We start from the raw sequence: 19,641 nt of genomic DNA on the forward strand, positions 1-19,641 counted from the left end.
GCTAATCCCCTTAATTTATATATTTTGTAACTATCGACTCAAGTTCATTACATTCGAAGACGGTATAGTCATATACAAGAGCATCTTGTTGCGGACGTCGAATCACAATGCATAACACTCCAGAGTCGATACTCGCAGTCACTTTTTCTACAAATCCTCCTGCCTGGCCAGACTCTTTGGTAATAACCAACTCTATACCTAACTCCTGATATAGCGCGGCATTAAATGACTGGCTGAATGGACCTTTTAGCGCAATAATTTCATCAAGAGAAAATCCTACATTCGCACACAGTTCAACCGCTACGGTATTCGGTAATACTCGAGCATACAGCTTGTTACACTGTAACGAATTTCGATATAACTTAAGATCTTTGCTGCCAGTCGTCAGCAAAATGCTGCGACAATGAAGTTGATTTGCAAGTTCACAGGCCTGCTCAGGACTATTTACCCAATACACATTGGCCGCCTTTTGAATTTCATCACTGATATCACTAGAGCGTTCCAGTCTGATAGTCGGCAAGCCCATCGCCTGAGAAGCGGTAACGATTGTTTTGTGCAGCTCCATAGCATAGGGATGAGAAGCATCAATCACTAATGAAAATTGTCCTCGTTTCAACCATTCAATCATAGCAGCAGGCCCAAGCCTTCCTATGCGAAAATCAGACGTCACACGTTGAGCCATTTCTTTCCCAGAATCTGTCGCGACACTGAGCTCAAAGGGGATGTTCTTTTTCCTTAACCATGTGCAAAGCGTATTTGAGTCAGACGTACCACCAAAGACGGCGACTCTCGTTATAGTCATACGTTATAACCTCTGGGGGTAACCATAAGGTTATCTTTTACATACGTAGACTGATTTCCCACGATGACCATCGTTCTCATATCAACAAGCGAAAAATCCATTTCATCCAGTGTCGTGATCCATTTTTCTTCTTTTCTGCGTCCGGCCTCTCTAACAATCCCGACAGGCGTTGAGCCTGCTTTATAGGGCGACATGAGCTCAAATGCTTTCGCAAGGTGGCCTTCACGACCGCGAGAACGCGGATTATAAAAACAGATGACAAAGTCAGCCTGCGCTGCTGCGGCGATACGTTTCTCAATCACGTCCCACGGCGTCAATAAATCACTTAAGCTGATGTGGCAAAAATCATGCATTAGTGGCGCACCAAGAGCAGATGCGGCGGCAATACTGGCTGTCATTCCAGGGATTAATTTGACCTCAACTGCCACGTCCTGCTTGGTTTTTAACTCGAGAATGAGACCGGCCATCCCGTAAATACCAGCGTCCCCACTACTGATTAAAGCGACGTTTTTTCCGGATTGAGCTAATTCAATCGCGGCCTGGCAGCGCTCGAGCTCTTTACACATCCCCGTTTTGATTACGTGTTTATCACCGACCAAATTTTTAACTAAATGGGTATAAGTTTTGTAACCAACGATCACTTCACATTGCTCTATTGCCTCAAGAGCTTGTACAGTCATCATTTCTTCACCACCAGGTCCTATTCCTATGATGTATAGCATTACTGTGAAACTCCTACCGTAATTGTGATTCCATTTTGCTTAGTTGTTTCGCCGATAATATGCCCCTGACTTAATAGCCACGCGACAGGCTGAGAAACGGATCCCACTCCGACGGTCTTCTCAACAAACGGTGATGAAGGAAAGTGAGCAGCACAATCATGCAGCTCTTGGGCAGCAAATAAATCGAGTTCTTCAATACGATACTCATCTGCTAAATCAAGCAAAGCTCTTTCATCCCCTTTGATATCGATCGTACCTATCTGCGCAACGGCAAGAGGCTCAATATGTAGTGCTTCAAGCTTCGTTCTTACCATCAACGATAACACGCGACTATCTATGCCCCTTCGGCACCCTATTCCAAGGACTACTCTCTTTGGTATGAGCCGATGAACTGGGACTGGCCAATAAGGATCCGTCGTAAAAATACTCACGTAAACCATCGCAGCGAGGTCCACTGGCTTCTTTTCTAAATGGCCAAGCTTGATAAAGCCCTTGGTATCAAACACAGATATATCAAACGAGGTTAAGTTAGATAACTGGGGGTCGACGTAAAGCCCTACTTTCTTATGGCTGACAAGTAGTTGATTAATCGTTTTTACACTGTCTCGAGGGGTCTGCAACTCAGCTTTCATTTCTTTGCTTAATGAATCCAGTGCACTGACTTCGTTTACATCCGTTGCCGTTGTAATAACGGGATTAGCATTTAAAGCGGCAGCGAGGTAACGAGTCAGTTCATTCGCTCCTCCGATATGTCCTGAAAGCAGACTAATGACATTTTGACCTTTTTCATCGATAACAATCACTGCCGGATCGTGGAATTTATCGGTTAAGTATGGCGCGAGAACCCGAACAACAATACCTGTCGCACCAATAACGATAAGCGCTTTATCCTGACGAAATCTATCCGTTATCGTTTGTGCAAAGCTTTCTTCAAATGCGTTGAATCCAGCTTCAACATACTTCTTTGGGCAAAAAGCCTTTACTGGCTGAAACTGGCGTATACGTTTTGCGAGATCCATCCCCCCTGGAGTTAAACAGAAAAGTGACGTTGTATCTTTTTTATCTATACTCATGGCTGAACTCCGCATCATAAAGCTTTGAATAATGGTATTCTTTACCAAGAAACTTACCTACAAGTATAAGCGCTGTTTTATTAATATTCGCGCTCTTTACCTTTTCCACAATGGTTTCTAGCGTACCGTCCAACTTTTGGCAGTCAGGCCAAGTTGCCTTGTAGACGACAGCGGCAGGCGTGCTTACGTCATATCCGCCCTGTATTAGTTGTTCAACCACTTTTTCGATACCTTGAACGGAAAGAAAGATAGCCATTGAAGTCTGATGACGAGCAAAAGAAGCAAGATTTTCCAGTTCTGGAGTCGGAGTGCGACCAGCCATTCTCGTAATAATTAAGCTTTGCGCTACTTCCGGGACAGTATATTCCACCCCTAATTCTGCCGCTGCGCCAAGAAAGGAACTGACACCAGCAATCGAGCGAAACCCAATTCCCCTTTTCTCTAACTCTTCTCCCTGCTCGCGGATAGAACCATATAGCGACAAATCTCCGGTCTGCAGACGAATGACTAACTTCTCTCCTTTAATTCCCTGTTCCATTATTTCCAAGATCTGTCCTAGATTTAATGGTGCACTATCAATGCAAACTGCTTCCTCTTTACAATAATGAAGCAACTCAGGGTTCACTAACGAGCCAGCATAAATAACAATGTCAGCCTGAGAGAGGTATCGATGCCCTTTAAGAGTTAATAGCTCAGGATCGCCTGGTCCAGCTCCTACGAAATAAACAAGCGACTTATCAATCGCCCCCTCGTGTTTAACTCGTTGCATGCTCGACTCCCTTTTTGCACGAAAGTATAAATGTCGGGTTATTCGGTTTGAAATAACTACCATCCCCAAGGTTCGTCATTGTCGATACGAGTAATTGAGTACAAACAAGTTCTTCGACGTTTTTACTTTCAAGGTGCTTGAGTGCTTCCTGAAGATTTTCCTGAAGAATAAAGTTTAACACCAGACGACCACGTGGGATTAACTGAGAAAATGCCCAGTCTATGATGTCAACAAGATTACCTCCACTGCCACCGATAAACGCAGCGTCCACTTTTCCTGAAATTTCGCATGGTGCTTCATGAGGAATAATTCGAACTCTTTCTGAACAATCAAATTTCTGACAGTTTGCTTTTATCGCATCAACAGCACTGTTATTTCGCTCTATCGCGAGTACATGTAAATTAGGGTAGCGAACTGCGGCTTCTATCCCTACGCTTCCCGTCCCCGCACCTATATCTAAGAATTTTCGTGCATGTTGAAGTTCTAGCCGGTCGATAGAGACGGAACGAACTTCCTGTTTAGTCATAGGGACTTTATCTACCCTGATAAATTCACTGTCTTTCATTTTTCAGTACCACAACATTTAACTGATAGTTCTTATCTTTAGGAGGAAGAGCGTGCGACAATTGATAGGTTTCAATACACTCCTCTGGATAAGCGAGGTTTTCTCCAACGTACATAGTGCAATTCACACCACGTGATAGCATTTCTTGCGCTATTTTATATGGGCTATTGAACTTGTCTGTGACTAACGCAACTTTGTCTAATCTTGCTATGAAATCATAATTTGGAACTTGCCCGTGACAACTGGTTATGTAGATATCATTCATATCCAACCCGATACGGCTGAAGAAGTATTGAACGGAACTTATTCCGCTAATGAACTCAACATTTTGTCGACCGAATTCCTCTCCAATCTTCTTTCCAATTCCAAATAACAAAGGGTCGCCTGAAGCAAGAACAACACACTTACTGTCGTTATGTTTTTTTAACAGCCCTATTAAATTGACAAGATCACAACCAATTTCAATCTTATCTGCATGTGTATCTTCAAATAATGACAAAGCCCGATTCCAGCCAAACAAAAAATCCGCATCTTGTATTACATTGTGAGCCTGAGGTGTTAACAAATCCTTATTTCCAGGGCCAATCCCCACCACCTGAATCATTTGAACTCTCCTGTAATTGCATCAACATTCCGATTTGAACCAAGAATGGTGTTATCCATAGAGAACAATACAACATCACATGTAAATGAATTCTTGGCATAGCGCATCATTGTATTAATTCGCTCGACAATAGATTGGGCGATCTGTTCATACACCCGCTCAAAACCAAACTGTTTAATAAGAATAATCGCTTCTTCTGTCGTGTTGCTGCAGTACACTTTCTTTAGCTCTTGTTGTCCCATACCTAATAAGGCCAGATGGGCGACTAACGTTTCCATCCGCGCATCAGCGACGTGAGAATGTGTATGAAATACCCCCGCAGCCACTTTAATTAATTTTCCAACATGGCCTGCAAGTAATAAATGACGAAACTGTAAACGTTCAGCCTCTTGCAGCATAAATCCGACAAAGTTACTCATCGTTACCACATGATGAGATGACAAATGGAGTTTTTCCGAAACAAATCGAGCGCCATAGTTACCAGGAACTAAAATCACCTGATTACTACCCATTTCTCTTTTTTGTTGTAACTCAATAGATAACGAACGTTTCCAGCTATCTTCCGACATCGGCGTCACGATACCAGTCGTACCAATAACTGAAATGCCCCCTTCGATTCCGAGACGACCATTGAACGTTTTTTTTGCGCGTTCTTGTCCTTCAGGAGCGAATATTTCTATATCTGCCCCTCTTAGCGGCCCTATGACTTCTCTCACCGCTTGTTCTATGGTCTGTCTAGGCGTTTTATTTATCGCCGCTTCACCAAGTGGGAGACCGATTCCTGGCTTGGTTACGCGCCCAATACCTTCGCCGCCCTTAATTTGAATCAGGTTATCTTGCCGCATTTCAACCCGTGCAAAAATGAGCATGCCGTGAGTCGCATCGACATCATCTCCGCCATCTTTTTTTATTGCGGCAACAGCAGAGTCCTTACCTGTCACCATGGGTGTTTCAACGGAAAGGTTCAACTTAATCCCAGCAGGTGTATCTACAGAAACCTGATGAATGACTTGCTGTTGTAAGATCATCAAACTCGCGACTTTGGCTGCCGCGGTAGCGCACGTGCCCGTAGTGAACCCTTTTCTATAACATTTACCTTTCTGCCAGACGGGTTCTAGATTGATTTCACTAGTTTTGCTCATCAGCATTGTCTCGCAGGTAATACTGAATCGCATTGACGATAGCGGCTGCGACGTTACTTCCACCTTTTCTACCCAATGCGGTTACATAGGGTAAATCACTTTCATACAACGCTTGTTTAGATTCTGCAGCGCCAACAAACCCCACCGGTACGCCAATCACGGCTATACGACCCTTGACGCTGTTTTCATTTTCCAAAAGCCGGAACAACGCCGTTGGAGCATTGCCAAATACAAATATTTTATCGCCCCCTTCGGTCAATGCGCGATCGACAGCCGCCATAGAGCGGGTGATATTCTTCTCTTTTGCTATAGCTGCGACATTGGTTTCTGCGATATAGCACCTAGGATCACAATTCAATGTGGCTAAGTAACGTTTATTAATACCGGACAATGCCATTGTGGTATCTGTATAAATATTGCCACCAGACTGAATGATATCGCAGATAGTCTCTAATCCTGATATCGAGAAGCGAAGTAAGTTAAGCCATTCAAAATCCGCCGTAGTGTGGATAACACGTTTCGTGATCAGTTCTTCAAGTGGTGAGCTAAATTCATGTTCAGGATACTCATGGCGTAATATTTCGGAGATTATATCGAAGCTTTTCTCTTCAATTTTCTGCGGTTGTTTTACGTATTCCATGAGTCTTCCTTCTCCTAAATGTTACTTACATACCTATAGCCAGTAACATAAACAAAATATGAATAATGCTATTGCAGAAGCAATGTACATTAACCGAATCGTGGTAAGAATATCTTGATAATGTATTTCTCGGACATCATCACCAATCCAAGGTTTCTCTACGAGTTTGCCGAAATAGACATTAGGTCCACCGAGTCGGATGCCTAAAGCCCCTGCCACCGCACCTTCAGACCAGGCACAGTTAGGACTTTTATGATTGTTTCTATCGCGCCATCCGATCTTAAATGCCTGCCTTGCATTACAATTAATCAATTTAGCGGCTAACGTAAAACACAGCCAACTGAGTCTGGCCGGGATGTAATTCGCGGCATCATCAAGTCGTGCTGAGAAGTAACCGATTTCTCCATACTTCTCATTTTTATAGCCCACCATTGAATCAAGCGTATTCACCGCTTTATACGCCATCGCCAAAGGAACCCCGCCAATAAACAAATAGAACAGTGGAGCAATGACACCATCTACCGTGTTTTCAGCCACCGTTTCCACTACCGCTCTGGAAATCTGCTTTTCATTGAGCTGAGTAGTATCTCGACCAACAATGTAAGACAGTTTTAGTCGACTCTGCTCTATATCACCCGAAACTAGCGCGTCATAGACTAATTTGGCACTATCACTCAAGCACTTCGTCGCTAAGACGGTATACGCCAACCAAAGCTGAAGTAAAAAGCCCAACACATCCGACATTGAATACGCTAACCAAATTACAGCCAGCGTTACCACGTAACTACCACCAACTATAACGAGCCACAACAATAAGCCAGCAAAGTAAAGCTCTGATGCTTTAGCAAATAATTCGCGTAAACGCCTTTCAACCGCACTAATGCTATTTCCTATCCATCGAATAGGATGAGGCCAGTTCATTGGGTCACCCAACATCAAATCAATCAGGTAAGCCATGATAAATAAGAGTGAACTCACCTCTTTGTTCCTCTGGCTGTTGCAAACCAGTTGAGAATCAATTGTGGATTCTGCCCAAAATGTATGTGTAAATAGCTAGCAAAGGTATTTCCGACTTGATAACCACCAGACCAACGGCTCAACTCAACACCATCTCTTTCCTTGGTAAACGTAAGTGCTGGCTCAAGTTCACTATCAAAATCTGAATAGTGGAATTCATGCCCACGAATTTGTTGACCGACTTTCATCAATACATTGTCATGATTGGCTTGAGCCGTACAATAACCAAAGCGTTTAAGTGCTTTTGTCATAAAACTTTTACCCGGTAAAATGTCACACATTTTATGCTGAAGACCCGATTCATCTTCTATGGTGCTACCTAAGTACATTAGCCCACCACATTCAGCGAAAATCGCTTTTCCGGATTCATGCGCCGATTTGATCGCTTGAAGCAAGGAAACATTTTTTGCCAATTGTTCCGCATAGATTTCAGGATACCCACCGCCCAAATAAATCATATCCGCATCTGGTAGATGGCTATCTTTTAACGGACTAAACTTTTTGATTTCTACCCCAGTTGCTTCTAAAAATTCGAGGTTATCTTCATAGTAAAAGTTGAACGCTTCGTCATACGCTAACGCAAGTGTCAGTCCTTTTCCTTGATCAGAAATAATTTCTGGCACGTGAGAAGCACTAGATTCATGTATTTTCAACTTCGCAACATCAAGTAACTTATCAATATCTATATATTTCTCGACCTCATCAGCTAATAGCTCCCACTTTTCATTGTATTTATCCTGCTCCACTGCAGTGACGAGACCAAGATGACGAGAAGGTAGTTCGATATCCGGTAGTTTTGGTAAGCGACCTATAACAGGTATTTGGCAATACTTTTCAATCGCCGTTTTGATCAGCTCGAAATGCCCTTCAGTGGTAACGTTGTTTAGCAGAATGCCCGCGATATTAAGATTGGGATCCATTTTTTGAAACCCTAGAACCGTTGCAGCAGCCGACGTGGATACAGCGCGCCCATCAAGAGTCAGAATGACAGGACATCCCAGCGCAGTTGCCATTCCAGCACTGCTACAGTAATGAGGATCGGTGCCATAGCCATCGTATAATCCCATTACACCTTCAATTACGCATATATCTGCCTGTTGAGCATGATGGTAAAACGAATTAAATAGTTGCTCTTCAGGAACCATAAATGCATCTAAGTTGCGCGATTTCACGCCACAGACATGGGTGTGCCATGATGTGTCAATATAATCAGGACCAACTTTGAAAGGCTGAACAGCTAGACCCCTACGGCTCAACGCTTTTAAGATTCCAAGCGTCATTGTCGTTTTACCACTTCCACTGTTCGTACCGCCAATTAAGATTGCTTTCATTCTTTACTTACTCTTCATTCTTATAATTAATGGTGAGTAATCAGGAAAGCAGTACCATGCCGTAGGGCTACAGCAAAGATATGGCTTCCCAACAATTTCCCACCGAAATTTCGGGTAATTTATGAGACCGTATTCTGGCTTAGCGTCATTCTCATCTACGCCTTCCCATTCATTGAACAGTGGCTATCATAGACTCGTCAGCATCACAGCAGCGGGGGCTGCTGAGGAATTGCACCTCTCTTCCTATCAACGATTCGTTGATGCGTCGTCATAAATTGATTGTTATGTTATGGACAATAACATAGGCTAATCGCCCGATAAATATGTGTTTAGAATGAAGTTATTCTGTTTCTAATATCGGTATCAATCAGGTAATCTGAATCATACAAAAATACATTTACAATTCTTTACCACAAACTTAGATATCAAAATTGGTAACTCAATGTTATCAATTCAGTTTTTCAAAGAGTTTATAGCCAGGATTTAAGGACTCGATAATGATGAAGAGTGGTCAACATGGCGGAAATACACGTCAAGTAGCGCAAATTTTAGGGAAAAAAGAGGAAGATATCGTCGATTTTAGCGCCAACATTAATCCATTGGGGCTTTCTAACATCGTTAAAAATGCGTTGATAACGAAAATTGATGAATCGGAACGATATCCCGACATCGATTACTTTGATTTGTATACCGCCATTTCTCATCATATCAATGTGACTCTAGAGCATATTGCGGTCGGCAATGGCGCTACAGAGCTAATATATGAATGGGTGGCGGCACAGGCCCCTAGTAAAGCGCTTTTAATTGAGCCTAGTTTTGGTGAATATCGACGTGCGCTAGAACAGATAGACTGTGAAATAGTCACGCATATCCTATTAGAAGAAAACGATTTTCAGCTCACTCAAGACGTACTTCAGTTATTAACAAAAGATATCGATTGTATGTTTATCTGCATGCCCAATAACCCCACAGGGCAGCTCATTGATAGAGAACTGCTGTCGGAGATCGTAAAGATTGCTGAGACGTTAGATATCAAGATCATGTTAGATGAGTCTTTTATGGATTTTGCTGGTGAACATCACTCAAGACGAGATCTGATGGTAAACTATCCCAACATAAGCCTACTGTATTCACTGACTAAGTTTTATTCGATGCCGGGAATACGACTTGGCTACCTCGTCAGTTCTGACCTTGGATTAGTAAAGCAAATGAAAATGCGCCAGCGACCTTGGTCGATCAATGTATTTGCCTCTATCGCGGGACAGTACCTATTTGACGATCAAGAATATCACACCAATACTTTGGTATGGTTGGCTGATGAACAACATTATCTATTTGAAGCCTTGAAAAGGTTTAGCCAATTAAAAGTGTGGTCTCCCTCTGCTAACTATATATTTTTTAAAGTTAACTCTTTAGGAATCGATCTTCAGACAGAACTACTCAATCACAATATTCTTATTCGAAGTTGCGCGAATTATATCGGTCTCGATACGCAGTTTTACCGTGTCGCTATTAAATCTCATCAGGACAATGAGCGACTCATAGAATGTTTATCTAAGGTATTTCATCTTGGCTGAGGCGAAATATCCCGGCACATGCGGTGAATTATTACAGGGATGGATACAGGGAAGCGAAAAGCTTATTTCATGTCCGATTGATCTCTACTCAACAGTCCGGATTAAAAGCGGTGTTCAGACTTTTCCCGTCATGCCTAGAATCGAAGAAGCGTTGTTAAGCACACTGGCCTTTTTTAATCTGCCTTCAGAGTATCGAGATGGGTTATGTGTTGAGCACACGTCTGATTTACCGATTGGTAAAGGATACGCAAGTAGCACTGCTGATATATGTGCAACGATTAAAGCACTGTCCCGCTATTTAAATAATCCAATCAAAGATGAAGAAATCGCCACACTCGCTACAGCAATTGAACCAAGTGACAGTGTCATGTTCACCGGTTTGGCATTATTTGATCATAATCGCGGGATCTTATCTGAGCAATTTCATCTTACCGAGCTACCATCCGTACTCATTTTAGAGCCCTCTACAACTCTACTCACTAAAGATTTCCACCAGATAGATCGCTCGTTTCCGCTAGTCAACGCAGCGCCGTTATTGCAAGAGTCATTTACAACATTTAGTCATGGTGCTCTACGGAATAAGCCCTTTATGATTGGTAGGGCTGCAACCATCAGCGCAAGAGCCAATCAGGCAATATTAAATAAGCCAATGCTAGAAAGTATTATTAATATCAGTGAACAATTTGGACTATACGGATGCTGTATCGCGCACAGTGGAAGCATCGTTGGTCTTCTTTACAACAAACAACTTCATAATATCCATTCAGTGTTGAGCAAATTGGATCAGGAGCAGGTTTTAACGACCTATCCAATACAACGGTTAGCCAATATGGTCGAAGGAGGAGTAAGTTGATCACGCTAGATCAAGACTACTATCTATCGAATTTCAACCGCTTAGTGAGTCACGCAACTGGTTGGTACTCAGATTTACTAACAGAAGAAACGACACAGTGGATTCAACGCTACCACCAATTAAATATTGAACAGCAGTGCCTGGTAGTTCGGCTATTAATGCGTAAGGGATGCTGGTTTCGTAGTGATAAGCTAAATTATGCAGAAATACCAAATCTTCAAGATAGCCTCATGGCACTGGACAAACTCGGCTTTATCACAATAAACCCCAAAATCACCTCACAAGAACTCTGCCGAGCATTACTCACAAAACCGGAAATACACAAACAATTTCCACAGCTGCAAAAATCCCTTAAGAAGGATGACCTAATAGAAGCAGTAGCATCGGATGACATTGTCAATCCAACCCACTACCCATTCAATATTATATATTTACAACATGAGCCTATTTTGAATGAGATGTGTATTCTTTTCTTCGGTAATAGTCGCCAAGACTTCTCACAGTTCGTAACCGAGCAATTAGGCATTCATTTATTTGAAACTTATCCTTTTGATTCATCTCACCGTTTTTTTTCCAACCGCCATGAGATAGAAGACTTACTCCAATTGCAAACGATCGCCAATCAATATTGGGAGATGACTGACGTGACTGTCGATAAGCTAGCGGAAATGCTTGGCTCCGTCCCTTCGCCTTCTCAGCATCTCCATATAGAACGTAAACGGCAGAAACTCATCAATACTCTTGCTCGTGACTTGGAGCGGAAAAACGATGACTCACTCGCCTTGAGTTGGTATCAAAAAACTCAACAAACACCAACAAGAGAGCGCCAGACAAGAATTCACATTAGAAATAATGAACTAGAAATTGCACAACGTACCGTTGAATCCATGTTGATCGCTCCATTAGACGTCAATGAGAAAGAAGTAGCAAAGCGTCTAGCAACCCAGATCAAAAGAAAGCTCGGCGTGCGAGTTCCAAACAATAAAAAACCTGCGCAAAACGCCTGCACGATTCAATTAGACTTATCCAACAATCGAGTAGAATTTGCCGTAAAAGCCTATTTCGAGCACCATGGATGGTCAGCATACTATCTTGAAAATCATTTTCTTAATGGTCTGTTCGGGTTAGCTTTTTGGGATGTCATCTTTGCTCCAATTCCGAACGTGTTTATTAACGCGTACCAGAGCCGCCCTCTCGACCTATACCATCACGACTTTGCAGCAAAGAGGAAAGAGCTCATTCACAACACGCTTGAACATATCCAAAGTGAGGGAATACATCACCTAAAAGAAGTATTTTCGCAAAAGTTTGGTGTGGCTAATCCTTTTGTTCACTGGGATTTAATGAATACCGAGATCATCGACTTAGTCATAGCGTCGGTAGACAGAGACCAATTAATCTCACTGTTCAAGCTAATGCTAACCGACCTGTCAGCCTATAGAAAAGGTCAACCCGATTTAATCGCCTTTAAAGATAACGAGTGGAAGTGGATCGAGGTTAAAGGTCCAGGCGATAAGCTTCATGATTCTCAATGGCGATGGTTAGCTCATTTCGAAGTATTAAATATTCCTTATGAGGTTTACTACGTTAACTCAGTAGGATAAGTCGACACTTCATTATGTCTTAATTAACCAGCCCTCTTGGTGTTAGAAAATCCGAATTTTTTGTCTACACTAACATTGAAGCACAGAACAAACGTAATACGATGTGATGTAGAGAAGGAGGTCCGATATGATGACAATTAAAGATCGTATTGACTCGCTTGAAAGACAAATTTATATCGCCTGCTCAGAAGGTGACTTTCAGAAAGTTAATTCGCTTGAGCGACAACTTGAGGTGATAAGAGAGCAGCTTGGTCATCCGAGAGAAAGTGATCCTTATGCACCAGAAGGAAACCCTTTTATGGAAGATGACTGGCGATAACCACTTGGTGTCAAACACAAATTACTTTTTAGGAGAGCAGCTCGCTCTCCTTTATTTTTAAATTTTTTTTTAATTTTTTAATTGAAAAATTTTTAAGAATATCGTCCTTAGTAAAATCAAATTAACAAATCATTGTATAAATGCGACATTATTTAAATATTATTTAATTAGCAAACGTTTAACCAGAATTTAAAATATAAATTTGGCGATATAGCAATAAAAAATATAAAGATCTTACTAAATTTATGAGTTAGTATACGGGCTTCCGCCGGCCAGTTTGCCGACGAAATGCCTAGAGAACGGGTTTCTTTAAACATAAATACGTCGATAACTACTAATAAAGACAAATGTTATTCTCATAAAGATGCAAGGAACCTACAAAATGATGGCTGAGCTATCTAACGTATCAACGTCAAATTTAACAGTTGAACAAACTCGCGCTACGCGTATTGAAGAAGACTTACTGGGTGAAAGGCATGTGCCAGCTAACGCTTACTATGGAATTCATACATTAAGAGCGCTAGAAAACTTCACTATCTCGCAGCAAAAGGTATCTGATGTACCTGAGATGGTGCGTGGAATGGTGATGACAAAAAAAGCAGCCGCTTTAGCCAACAGAAAACTGGGTGTCATCCCAAGCCACATCGCAGACCTTATTATTCGAGCCTGTGATGTAATGCTTGAAACTGGCAAGTGTTTTGATCAGTTCCCTACTGATGCCTATCAAGGTGGAGCAGGTACATCGATCAATATGAACACCAACGAAGTGATTGCCAACCTCGCGTTGGAACTCGTTGGCAAACCTAAGGGTGAATACAGTTATGTGAACCCGAATGATCATGTTAATAAAAGCCAATCAACTAACTGTGCATACCCTACAGGTTTTCGAATCGCGGTGTATAACAGTATTCTCCAACTTGTCTCCACAATTCAGTATTTAAGAGAAGGCTTTGCCGCAAAGGCTGAGCAGTTTGCTGATGTTCTCAAAATGGGTCGTACTCAACTTCAAGACGCAGTACCAATGTCTGTAGGTCAAGAGTTCCATGCTTGGGATGTCACTCTGAAAGAAGAGATTAAAAACCTAGACTACATTGCCAAACTGCTACTGGAGGTTAACCTCGGTGCAACAGCAATTGGAACTGGTTTAAACACAGCTCCCGGCTATCAGGCTCTTGCGGTTAGTTATCTTGCCGAAGTTACCGGCCTAGAGGTAACTCCTGCGGAAGATTTAATCGAAGCAACTTCCGACTGCGGTGCTTATGTCATGGCTCACGGGGCATTAAAACGACTTGCCGTTAAACTTTCTAAGATATGCAATGATTTAAGGCTACTGTCCTCTGGTCCAAGAGCGGGTCTTAATGAAATCAACCTACCCGAATTGCAAGCAGGTTCATCTATTATGCCTGCAAAAGTTAATCCGGTGCTGCCTGAAGTTGTGAACCAAGTTTGTTTTAAAGTAGTGGGTAACGACACGACAGTATCATTCGCCGCAGAAGGTGGCCAACTCCAGTTAAACGTCATGGAGCCTGTTATCGCACAATGTATGTTCGAGTCAATATCTCTATTGTCCAACGCTTGTACGTCATTACGTGATAAATGCATCAATGGTATTACTGTCAACAAAGAAGTATGTGAGAACTACGTTTACAACTCAATCGGTATCGTAACCTATTTAAATCCGTACATTGGTCATCATCAGGGTGATATTGTTGGAAAAATTTGTGCTGAAACAGGTAAAAGTGTCCGTGATGTTGTTTTGGAACGTGGCTTACTTTCTGAAGATCAATTGTCCGAGATCTTAAATACAGAAAACTTCATGCATCCTACATACAACGCTAAACGCTACCTTTAAGTAACTTGTCCTTACTATCGTAACTAATTCAAGACCGACGTCCGTCGGTCTTTTTAATTCCTGTTTTTAATATGTAAGAGTAATGCCACTATTTGGTACTACCATTAGATATAATTCACACTGTAAATCACATTTAATTTGCCAATAACTGAACTTTAATGTTATTTTGGTATTACCATTAAGTATGTTTTGATTGCTACATGACGGAATTAGATAAAAATTTTTTGTTTAAACCAGCGAAAGTTGGACTCGCAAGTGAAGACATCGCTCTACAAATAGAGTCGGCAATTATGTCGGAAACACTCAAACCTGGCGATGGTTTACCAAGCGAACGCGAGTTACAAACGCAGTTTGCTACTGGGCGAGGTGTCATTCGCGAAGCAATACAGGCACTTAAGCAAAAAGGTCTTATCGAAATTCGTAAAGGCAAAACAGGTGGTGCGTATGTTAAACATATTGACGTTAAAAACATCAGTGAGTCACTCGCGTTATTTTTAAAGCAAAGTCATGTAAGCACAGATAAAGTTGCCGAGTTTCGTGAATCGGTGGATCACCAAATAGCATTACTCGCCATGACCAGAGCAACTGACCAACAAAAACAAAAACTCATTGAGCTAATAGAACAGCTCGAACTCGCAGGCAAAGACGAAAATATTAATCTGAATCTGCTGGGCGAAATAGACCGGGCTCTTAATATTCAGATTGCACGTATGGCGGATAACCCTATCTTTGACTGGGTTATTAACGCACTTCAACAAGGATTCAGTTCACATGACTTCAGGTTATATCAGAACGATGAATTCCGCAGACTAACAATACAAAATTGGCGGACGACAGTTAATCATCTGCTCAATTCAGAACCATTAAAAATTCAATCATCGATTAGTTTTCATTATCAATTACTTTCTCAATGCATTGAAAAATAAAGAAATTAGTAAAGAAAGCCTCCAACAGCTCAACAATAAATACACAACTAATTCGGAGGCAACATGGGAACTCAAACTTACGACTATATTATTGTCGGTGCTGGTGCAGCTGGTTGCGTCTTAGCTAACCGGTTAAGCGCGAACCCAGAACATCAAGTACTCGTACTCGAAGCAGGCAAACCAGATTATCGTTTTGATTTTCGTATTCATATGCCGGCAGCACTGACCTACCTTCTTACTGACGGTACTTATAATTGGCTCTATGAGTCTGAACCAGAGCCATATATGTACGATCGAAAAATCGCCCATCCACGAGGCAAAGTACTCGGGGGAAGTAGTAGTATTAATGGCATGATTTATATTCGTGGTAATGCTATGGACTACGAAAAGTGGGCGAAGAATGATGGTATGGAGCAGTGGGATTATGCTCATTGCCTCCCCTATTTCCGAAAATGCGAAACCCGCCTAATTGGAGCAGATAAGTATCATGGTTCTAATGGTCCACTGAACGTGTCGACTGCGAAATGTGATAACCCGCTATTCCAAGCTTTTTTTGATGCGGCACAACAAGCAGGTTATCCTTTAACAGATGATGTTAACGGATATCAGCAGGAAGGTTTCGGAACTTTCGATCAAAACATTTATCGTGGACGTCGCATGAGCGCAGCTCGCGCTTGGTTACATCCAGTAATGCACAGAAAAAATCTTACTGTTCTCACTGGTGCTGAAACACAAAAAATACTGTTTGATGGGAAAACAGCTAAAGGCGTCGAGTACAAAAAAGGGAATAAATTAATAACCGCTCTTGGTAAAGAAGTCATTTCTTGTGGTGGTGCGATTAATAGCCCTAAACTTTTACAGCATTCAGGTGTTGGTAACAGTGAAGAACTTTCTGCCGCAGGCATTAAAACCGTTCATCATTTACCAGGGGTAGGTGAAAATTTACAGGACCACCTCGAACTATACGTGCAGTACGAATGCAAAGAACCTGTGAGTAAATATCCGGCGCTCAAGTGGTACAATCAACCCAAAATAGGTGCAGAGTGGTTATTCCTGCGCAAAGGTGAAGCAGCAACAAATCATTTTGAAGCGGGTGGATTTGCTCGTAGTAATGATGAAGTCGAATACCCTAACCTTCAATTTCATTTTCTACCACTAGCAATACGCTATGATGGTTCTTCGCCTCATGATGGCCATGGTTTCCAATTGCATGTGGGGCCAATGAACACAGACGTTCGTGGGCATGTTAAAGTCCGCTCATCTGATCCAGAAGCTAAGCCTGAAATCGTATTTAACTACCTATCAACAGAGCAAGAAAGACGTGAATGGGTTGAAGCAATTAGAGTGTCGAGAAACATTATCGAGCAGCCTGCTTTTGACCACTTACGAGGAGAAGAACTGTCACCTGGACCCCGCGCGCAAACTGATGAGGAAATACTCGACTTTGTCGCTCGTGAAGGTGAAAGTGCTTACCATCCAAGCTGCACTTGTAAAATGGGCTACGACGATATGGCTGTGGTTGATGCTGAGCTCAAGGTTCATGGGATCAATAACCTAAGAGTTGTCGATGCTTCAGTATTCCCTTCCATTACGAACGGTAATCTCTATGCGCCAACGATCATGGTAGCTGAAAAGGCCGCTGATATTATCCTCGGTAATTATATGGAACCAGCTAAGGACGCTGAATACTATCGATATGTCTCGCCACAAGTGAAAAGTGTAGCTTAATTCTCATAATTTACTTAACTCTCTTAGCCAGCTGACAGATAGCTGGCTTTCTTTTTCTATTGTCAGTGATAGCATAAGGTTTAAGTAAACGTTCTGGGGTTTAACTCGGAGGCTATTATGACGAAGGCTGTTGTTATTGTTCATGGGCTTTACATGAACGCATTTACCATGAAGTGGGTAGAGAAGTACTTTATTGAAAAAGGCTATCGCACTTACGTCTTTGAGTACACCACACGTCAATACTCCGATTTAACACTTTTCAAGCTGGATCAGCTGTGTTCAGAGATTAAAGAAAACGAGATATTGTTCCTTGGTCATTCTATGGGGGGACTGGTCATTCATCAGTACCTTTCACGATATAAGCTACGTGCAGACATAATTAAGGTAATCACCCTTGGCACCCCTTATAATGGCAGTACCGTAGCGCAACACCTTAGTGATAAAGAATACTCCGACTGGCTCTTTGGTAAGGGTTCAACGACAAAAGAAATATTAACCCAAGGAATACATCAGCAACTACCATTTCCAACCGGCAGTATTATTGGCACGAGTAATATAGGTATTGGGTATTTTTTTGGTATAGAAGATGGTGATGGCACGGTTGCTATCAGGGATGCTCATACTCGTTGGGCAACGGATGAAGCCTACGTGAATACCAACCATATGGGCTTACTGTATTCAAAAAAAGCCGTCGAGCTTGCCGACAGCTTTTTTACAAATAACCATTTTTAAAGTGCTAATCTGACACATCCGGCAAGCTTGTCGCCATTAATACGCCAATGATGGTTATACCTGAAAATACCAAGACTAACGCTTCCAACGAGATGACTTCAGCAAGTAAACCAATGCTGCTCATAATGAGTAGCATCACTCCGATTACAGTGTTAGATACAGCCACATAACTGGTTCTCTTATTACCTTCAGATAGGTCGACTAAGTAGGTTTTTCGACCTACCCTAACGCCATCATGTGCGATACAAACTAAGAAGTACAATACAGGTAATAACCAGAAAGCACTTTTTAGTGAAGGAATCCCGATATAAATCAGATATAACACCACACCAATAAGAGCACTCATTGAGGCACCTAACATCATGACTTTCTTACTCGACTTGTCAGCAAAGCGTCCCCAGAAAGGACCAGCTAACAACGAAGCCAAACCACTAGCAAACATAAACATCGCTAGGATCCACATATCACCACCAATGGTTTTCTGTGCTAAAACGACATAGTAAGGAGCACTCAACGCAGTACAAAGAAAAAGCGTTCTGGTGATAACAAATTTAAGAAATGCGCGATCTGTCCATAGTAGACGACACTGCTTCAATGCTTCAAATAAACCATTTTTCCCACCATCAGTCTCGCCTTCATACTCATCAATTCCACTATATATTGCAGCTCCTATCAGCCATACAGCGGCTGCAGCAACCAGGCACCATCCATAAAAAACGCCAGTCCCTTTCCATCCGTATAACTGCGAAACAGCCATCAAACCAGCAAATATGATGGTTACAAACCCTGAAGCGCTCGCAGACCACCCGTTTACCTGTCCTCGCTGAGACTTTGGTATTGTTTTACCGAGCACATCTTTCGACGCTACTGAGTTGAGACCTCGGGCCAAGCTGAATAAAGCAAGTAGCAATAATATGTACCAGCCGGCGGTTGCACCTTCAAACGTCAGTGCCACAACCCCGATAGCCAGTATACTCGCCGCTTGTAATAAACTACCCACTACCCATGTCCATTTTCTTACTGGAAGGGTACGGATATAACTTGCTATTGCTAATTGTGGAAGTAACGATCCCGACTCTCTGATTGGTACTAGCCAACCAATTAGAGAAGCGGGAACGCCAATACTCTGCATTATCCAAGGAAGCGTTACTTTAGGATTAATTAATGCATCGCCCAATTTGGTAAAAAACTGAGCAAAGACCATCTTCATAAAGTTACCGGGAACTTCCTTACATGCAGACTCAGGTATTGCCTTACACGCCCGAGCATCTTCTTCATTGAGTAATTTTTCGTAGAGCGTTTCCAGCATTTCACTGCTCATTGCAACTATCTCGTTTAATTATCATGAAGATAGCTTACAGCAAAACCGCAAAAAATAGAATCTG

19 protein-coding genes and 1 riboswitch are annotated in these 19,641 nt (G+C 42.1%); of the genes, 8 read left to right on the forward strand and 11 right to left on the reverse strand.

Going from position 1 to position 19,641, the window contains the following annotated elements:
* Positions 1-10: 10 nt before the first annotated feature.
* The 10 genes from cobK to EES38_RS00485 are packed head-to-tail and all read right to left on the reverse strand — an operon-like array spanning position 11 to position 8,665.
* The gene (gene cobK / locus EES38_RS00440) at positions 11-802 is read right to left on the reverse strand and encodes a precorrin-6A reductase (RefSeq protein WP_124935204.1); all 792 of its coding nucleotides are present in this window, start codon (positions 800-802) and stop codon (positions 11-13) included.
* A complete protein-coding gene (locus EES38_RS00445) occupies positions 799-1,524 on the reverse strand; it encodes a precorrin-3B C(17)-methyltransferase (protein WP_124935205.1) in 726 nt (241 codons plus the stop codon). The genes cobK and EES38_RS00445 overlap by 4 nt, the downstream gene beginning before the upstream one ends.
* On the reverse strand, positions 1,524-2,597 hold the full coding sequence (locus EES38_RS00450) for a cobalt-precorrin 5A hydrolase (RefSeq protein ID WP_124935206.1): 1,074 nt from the start codon (positions 2,595-2,597) through the stop codon (positions 1,524-1,526). The genes EES38_RS00445 and EES38_RS00450 overlap by 1 nt, the downstream gene beginning before the upstream one ends.
* Positions 2,584-3,366: a cobalt-precorrin-4 methyltransferase gene (locus tag EES38_RS00455; protein WP_124935207.1), complete on the reverse strand. Its 783-nt coding sequence runs from the start codon at positions 3,364-3,366 to the stop codon at positions 2,584-2,586. Before EES38_RS00455 ends, EES38_RS00450 begins: the two co-directional genes overlap by 14 nt.
* Positions 3,353-3,931, reverse strand: a complete 579-nt coding sequence (locus EES38_RS00460; protein ID WP_124935208.1) for a decarboxylating cobalt-precorrin-6B (C(15))-methyltransferase — start codon at positions 3,929-3,931, stop codon at positions 3,353-3,355. The genes EES38_RS00455 and EES38_RS00460 overlap by 14 nt, the downstream gene beginning before the upstream one ends.
* Positions 3,918-4,535 (reverse strand): precorrin-6y C5,15-methyltransferase (decarboxylating) subunit CbiE, encoded by a 618-nt coding sequence (gene cbiE / locus EES38_RS00465; protein WP_124935209.1) that lies wholly within the window; start codon positions 4,533-4,535, stop codon positions 3,918-3,920. Before cbiE ends, EES38_RS00460 begins: the two co-directional genes overlap by 14 nt.
* Positions 4,532-5,677, reverse strand: coding sequence for a cobalt-precorrin-5B (C(1))-methyltransferase CbiD (gene cbiD / locus EES38_RS00470; RefSeq protein WP_208020379.1), 1,146 nt, complete (start codon positions 5,675-5,677; stop codon positions 4,532-4,534). Before cbiD ends, cbiE begins: the two co-directional genes overlap by 4 nt.
* Positions 5,664-6,317 carry a cobalt-precorrin-8 methylmutase gene (locus EES38_RS00475; protein WP_124935211.1) on the reverse strand — a complete coding sequence of 218 codons (654 nt, stop codon included), beginning with the start codon at positions 6,315-6,317 and terminating at the stop codon, positions 5,664-5,666. The genes cbiD and EES38_RS00475 overlap by 14 nt, the downstream gene beginning before the upstream one ends.
* A 33-nt stretch (positions 6,318-6,350) precedes the next feature.
* Positions 6,351-7,295 (reverse strand): adenosylcobinamide-phosphate synthase CbiB, encoded by a 945-nt coding sequence (cbiB, locus tag EES38_RS00480; protein ID WP_124935212.1) that lies wholly within the window; start codon positions 7,293-7,295, stop codon positions 6,351-6,353.
* Positions 7,292-8,665 (reverse strand): cobyrinic acid a,c-diamide synthase CobB, encoded by a 1,374-nt coding sequence (locus EES38_RS00485; RefSeq protein WP_124935213.1) that lies wholly within the window; start codon positions 8,663-8,665, stop codon positions 7,292-7,294. The genes cbiB and EES38_RS00485 overlap by 4 nt, the downstream gene beginning before the upstream one ends.
* 109 nt (positions 8,666-8,774) lie before the next feature.
* A riboswitch (cobalamin riboswitch) is annotated at positions 8,775-8,950 on the reverse strand.
* A 212-nt stretch (positions 8,951-9,162) separates the two neighbouring features.
* On the opposite strand from EES38_RS00485, the gene EES38_RS00490 reads away from it, so the two are divergent.
* From EES38_RS00490 to EES38_RS00525, 8 genes are all read left to right on the forward strand, one after another.
* Positions 9,163-10,242 (forward strand): pyridoxal phosphate-dependent aminotransferase, encoded by a 1,080-nt coding sequence (locus EES38_RS00490; RefSeq protein ID WP_124935214.1) that lies wholly within the window; start codon positions 9,163-9,165, stop codon positions 10,240-10,242.
* Positions 10,235-11,095, forward strand: coding sequence for a GHMP family kinase ATP-binding protein (locus EES38_RS00495; RefSeq protein ID WP_124935215.1), 861 nt, complete (start codon positions 10,235-10,237; stop codon positions 11,093-11,095). The genes EES38_RS00490 and EES38_RS00495 overlap by 8 nt, the downstream gene beginning before the upstream one ends.
* Positions 11,092-12,699: a VRR-NUC domain-containing protein gene (locus EES38_RS00500; protein ID WP_124935216.1), complete on the forward strand. Its 1,608-nt coding sequence runs from the start codon at positions 11,092-11,094 to the stop codon at positions 12,697-12,699. The genes EES38_RS00495 and EES38_RS00500 overlap by 4 nt, the downstream gene beginning before the upstream one ends.
* A 130-nt stretch (positions 12,700-12,829) precedes the next feature.
* A complete protein-coding gene (locus EES38_RS00505) occupies positions 12,830-13,018 on the forward strand; it encodes a hypothetical protein (protein ID WP_124935818.1) in 189 nt (62 codons plus the stop codon).
* A 385-nt stretch (positions 13,019-13,403) separates the two neighbouring features.
* Positions 13,404-14,870 carry an aspartate ammonia-lyase gene (aspA, locus tag EES38_RS00510; protein WP_124935819.1) on the forward strand — a complete coding sequence of 489 codons (1,467 nt, stop codon included), beginning with the start codon at positions 13,404-13,406 and terminating at the stop codon, positions 14,868-14,870.
* Positions 14,871-15,070: 200 nt separating this feature from the next.
* On the forward strand, positions 15,071-15,796 hold the full coding sequence (locus EES38_RS00515) for a FadR/GntR family transcriptional regulator (protein WP_124935217.1): 726 nt from the start codon (positions 15,071-15,073) through the stop codon (positions 15,794-15,796).
* A gap of 63 nt (positions 15,797-15,859) precedes the next feature.
* Entirely contained in the window at positions 15,860-17,524 is a 1,665-nt protein-coding gene (gene betA / locus EES38_RS00520) for a choline dehydrogenase (RefSeq protein ID WP_124935218.1), read from the forward strand.
* Between the two features lie 117 nt (positions 17,525-17,641).
* Positions 17,642-18,256, forward strand: a complete 615-nt coding sequence (locus tag EES38_RS00525; protein ID WP_124935219.1) for an alpha/beta hydrolase — start codon at positions 17,642-17,644, stop codon at positions 18,254-18,256.
* 4 nt (positions 18,257-18,260) lie between these two features.
* Here EES38_RS00525 and EES38_RS00530 read toward each other — a convergent pair whose 3' ends face one another.
* Entirely contained in the window at positions 18,261-19,577 is a 1,317-nt protein-coding gene (locus EES38_RS00530; RefSeq protein WP_124935220.1) for an MFS transporter, read from the reverse strand.
* Positions 19,578-19,641: the final 64 nt, after the last annotated feature.

Origin of the sequence: Vibrio viridaestus (genome assembly GCF_003856525.1) — a bacterium.
GTDB lineage: Bacteria > Pseudomonadota > Gammaproteobacteria > Enterobacterales > Vibrionaceae > Vibrio > Vibrio viridaestus.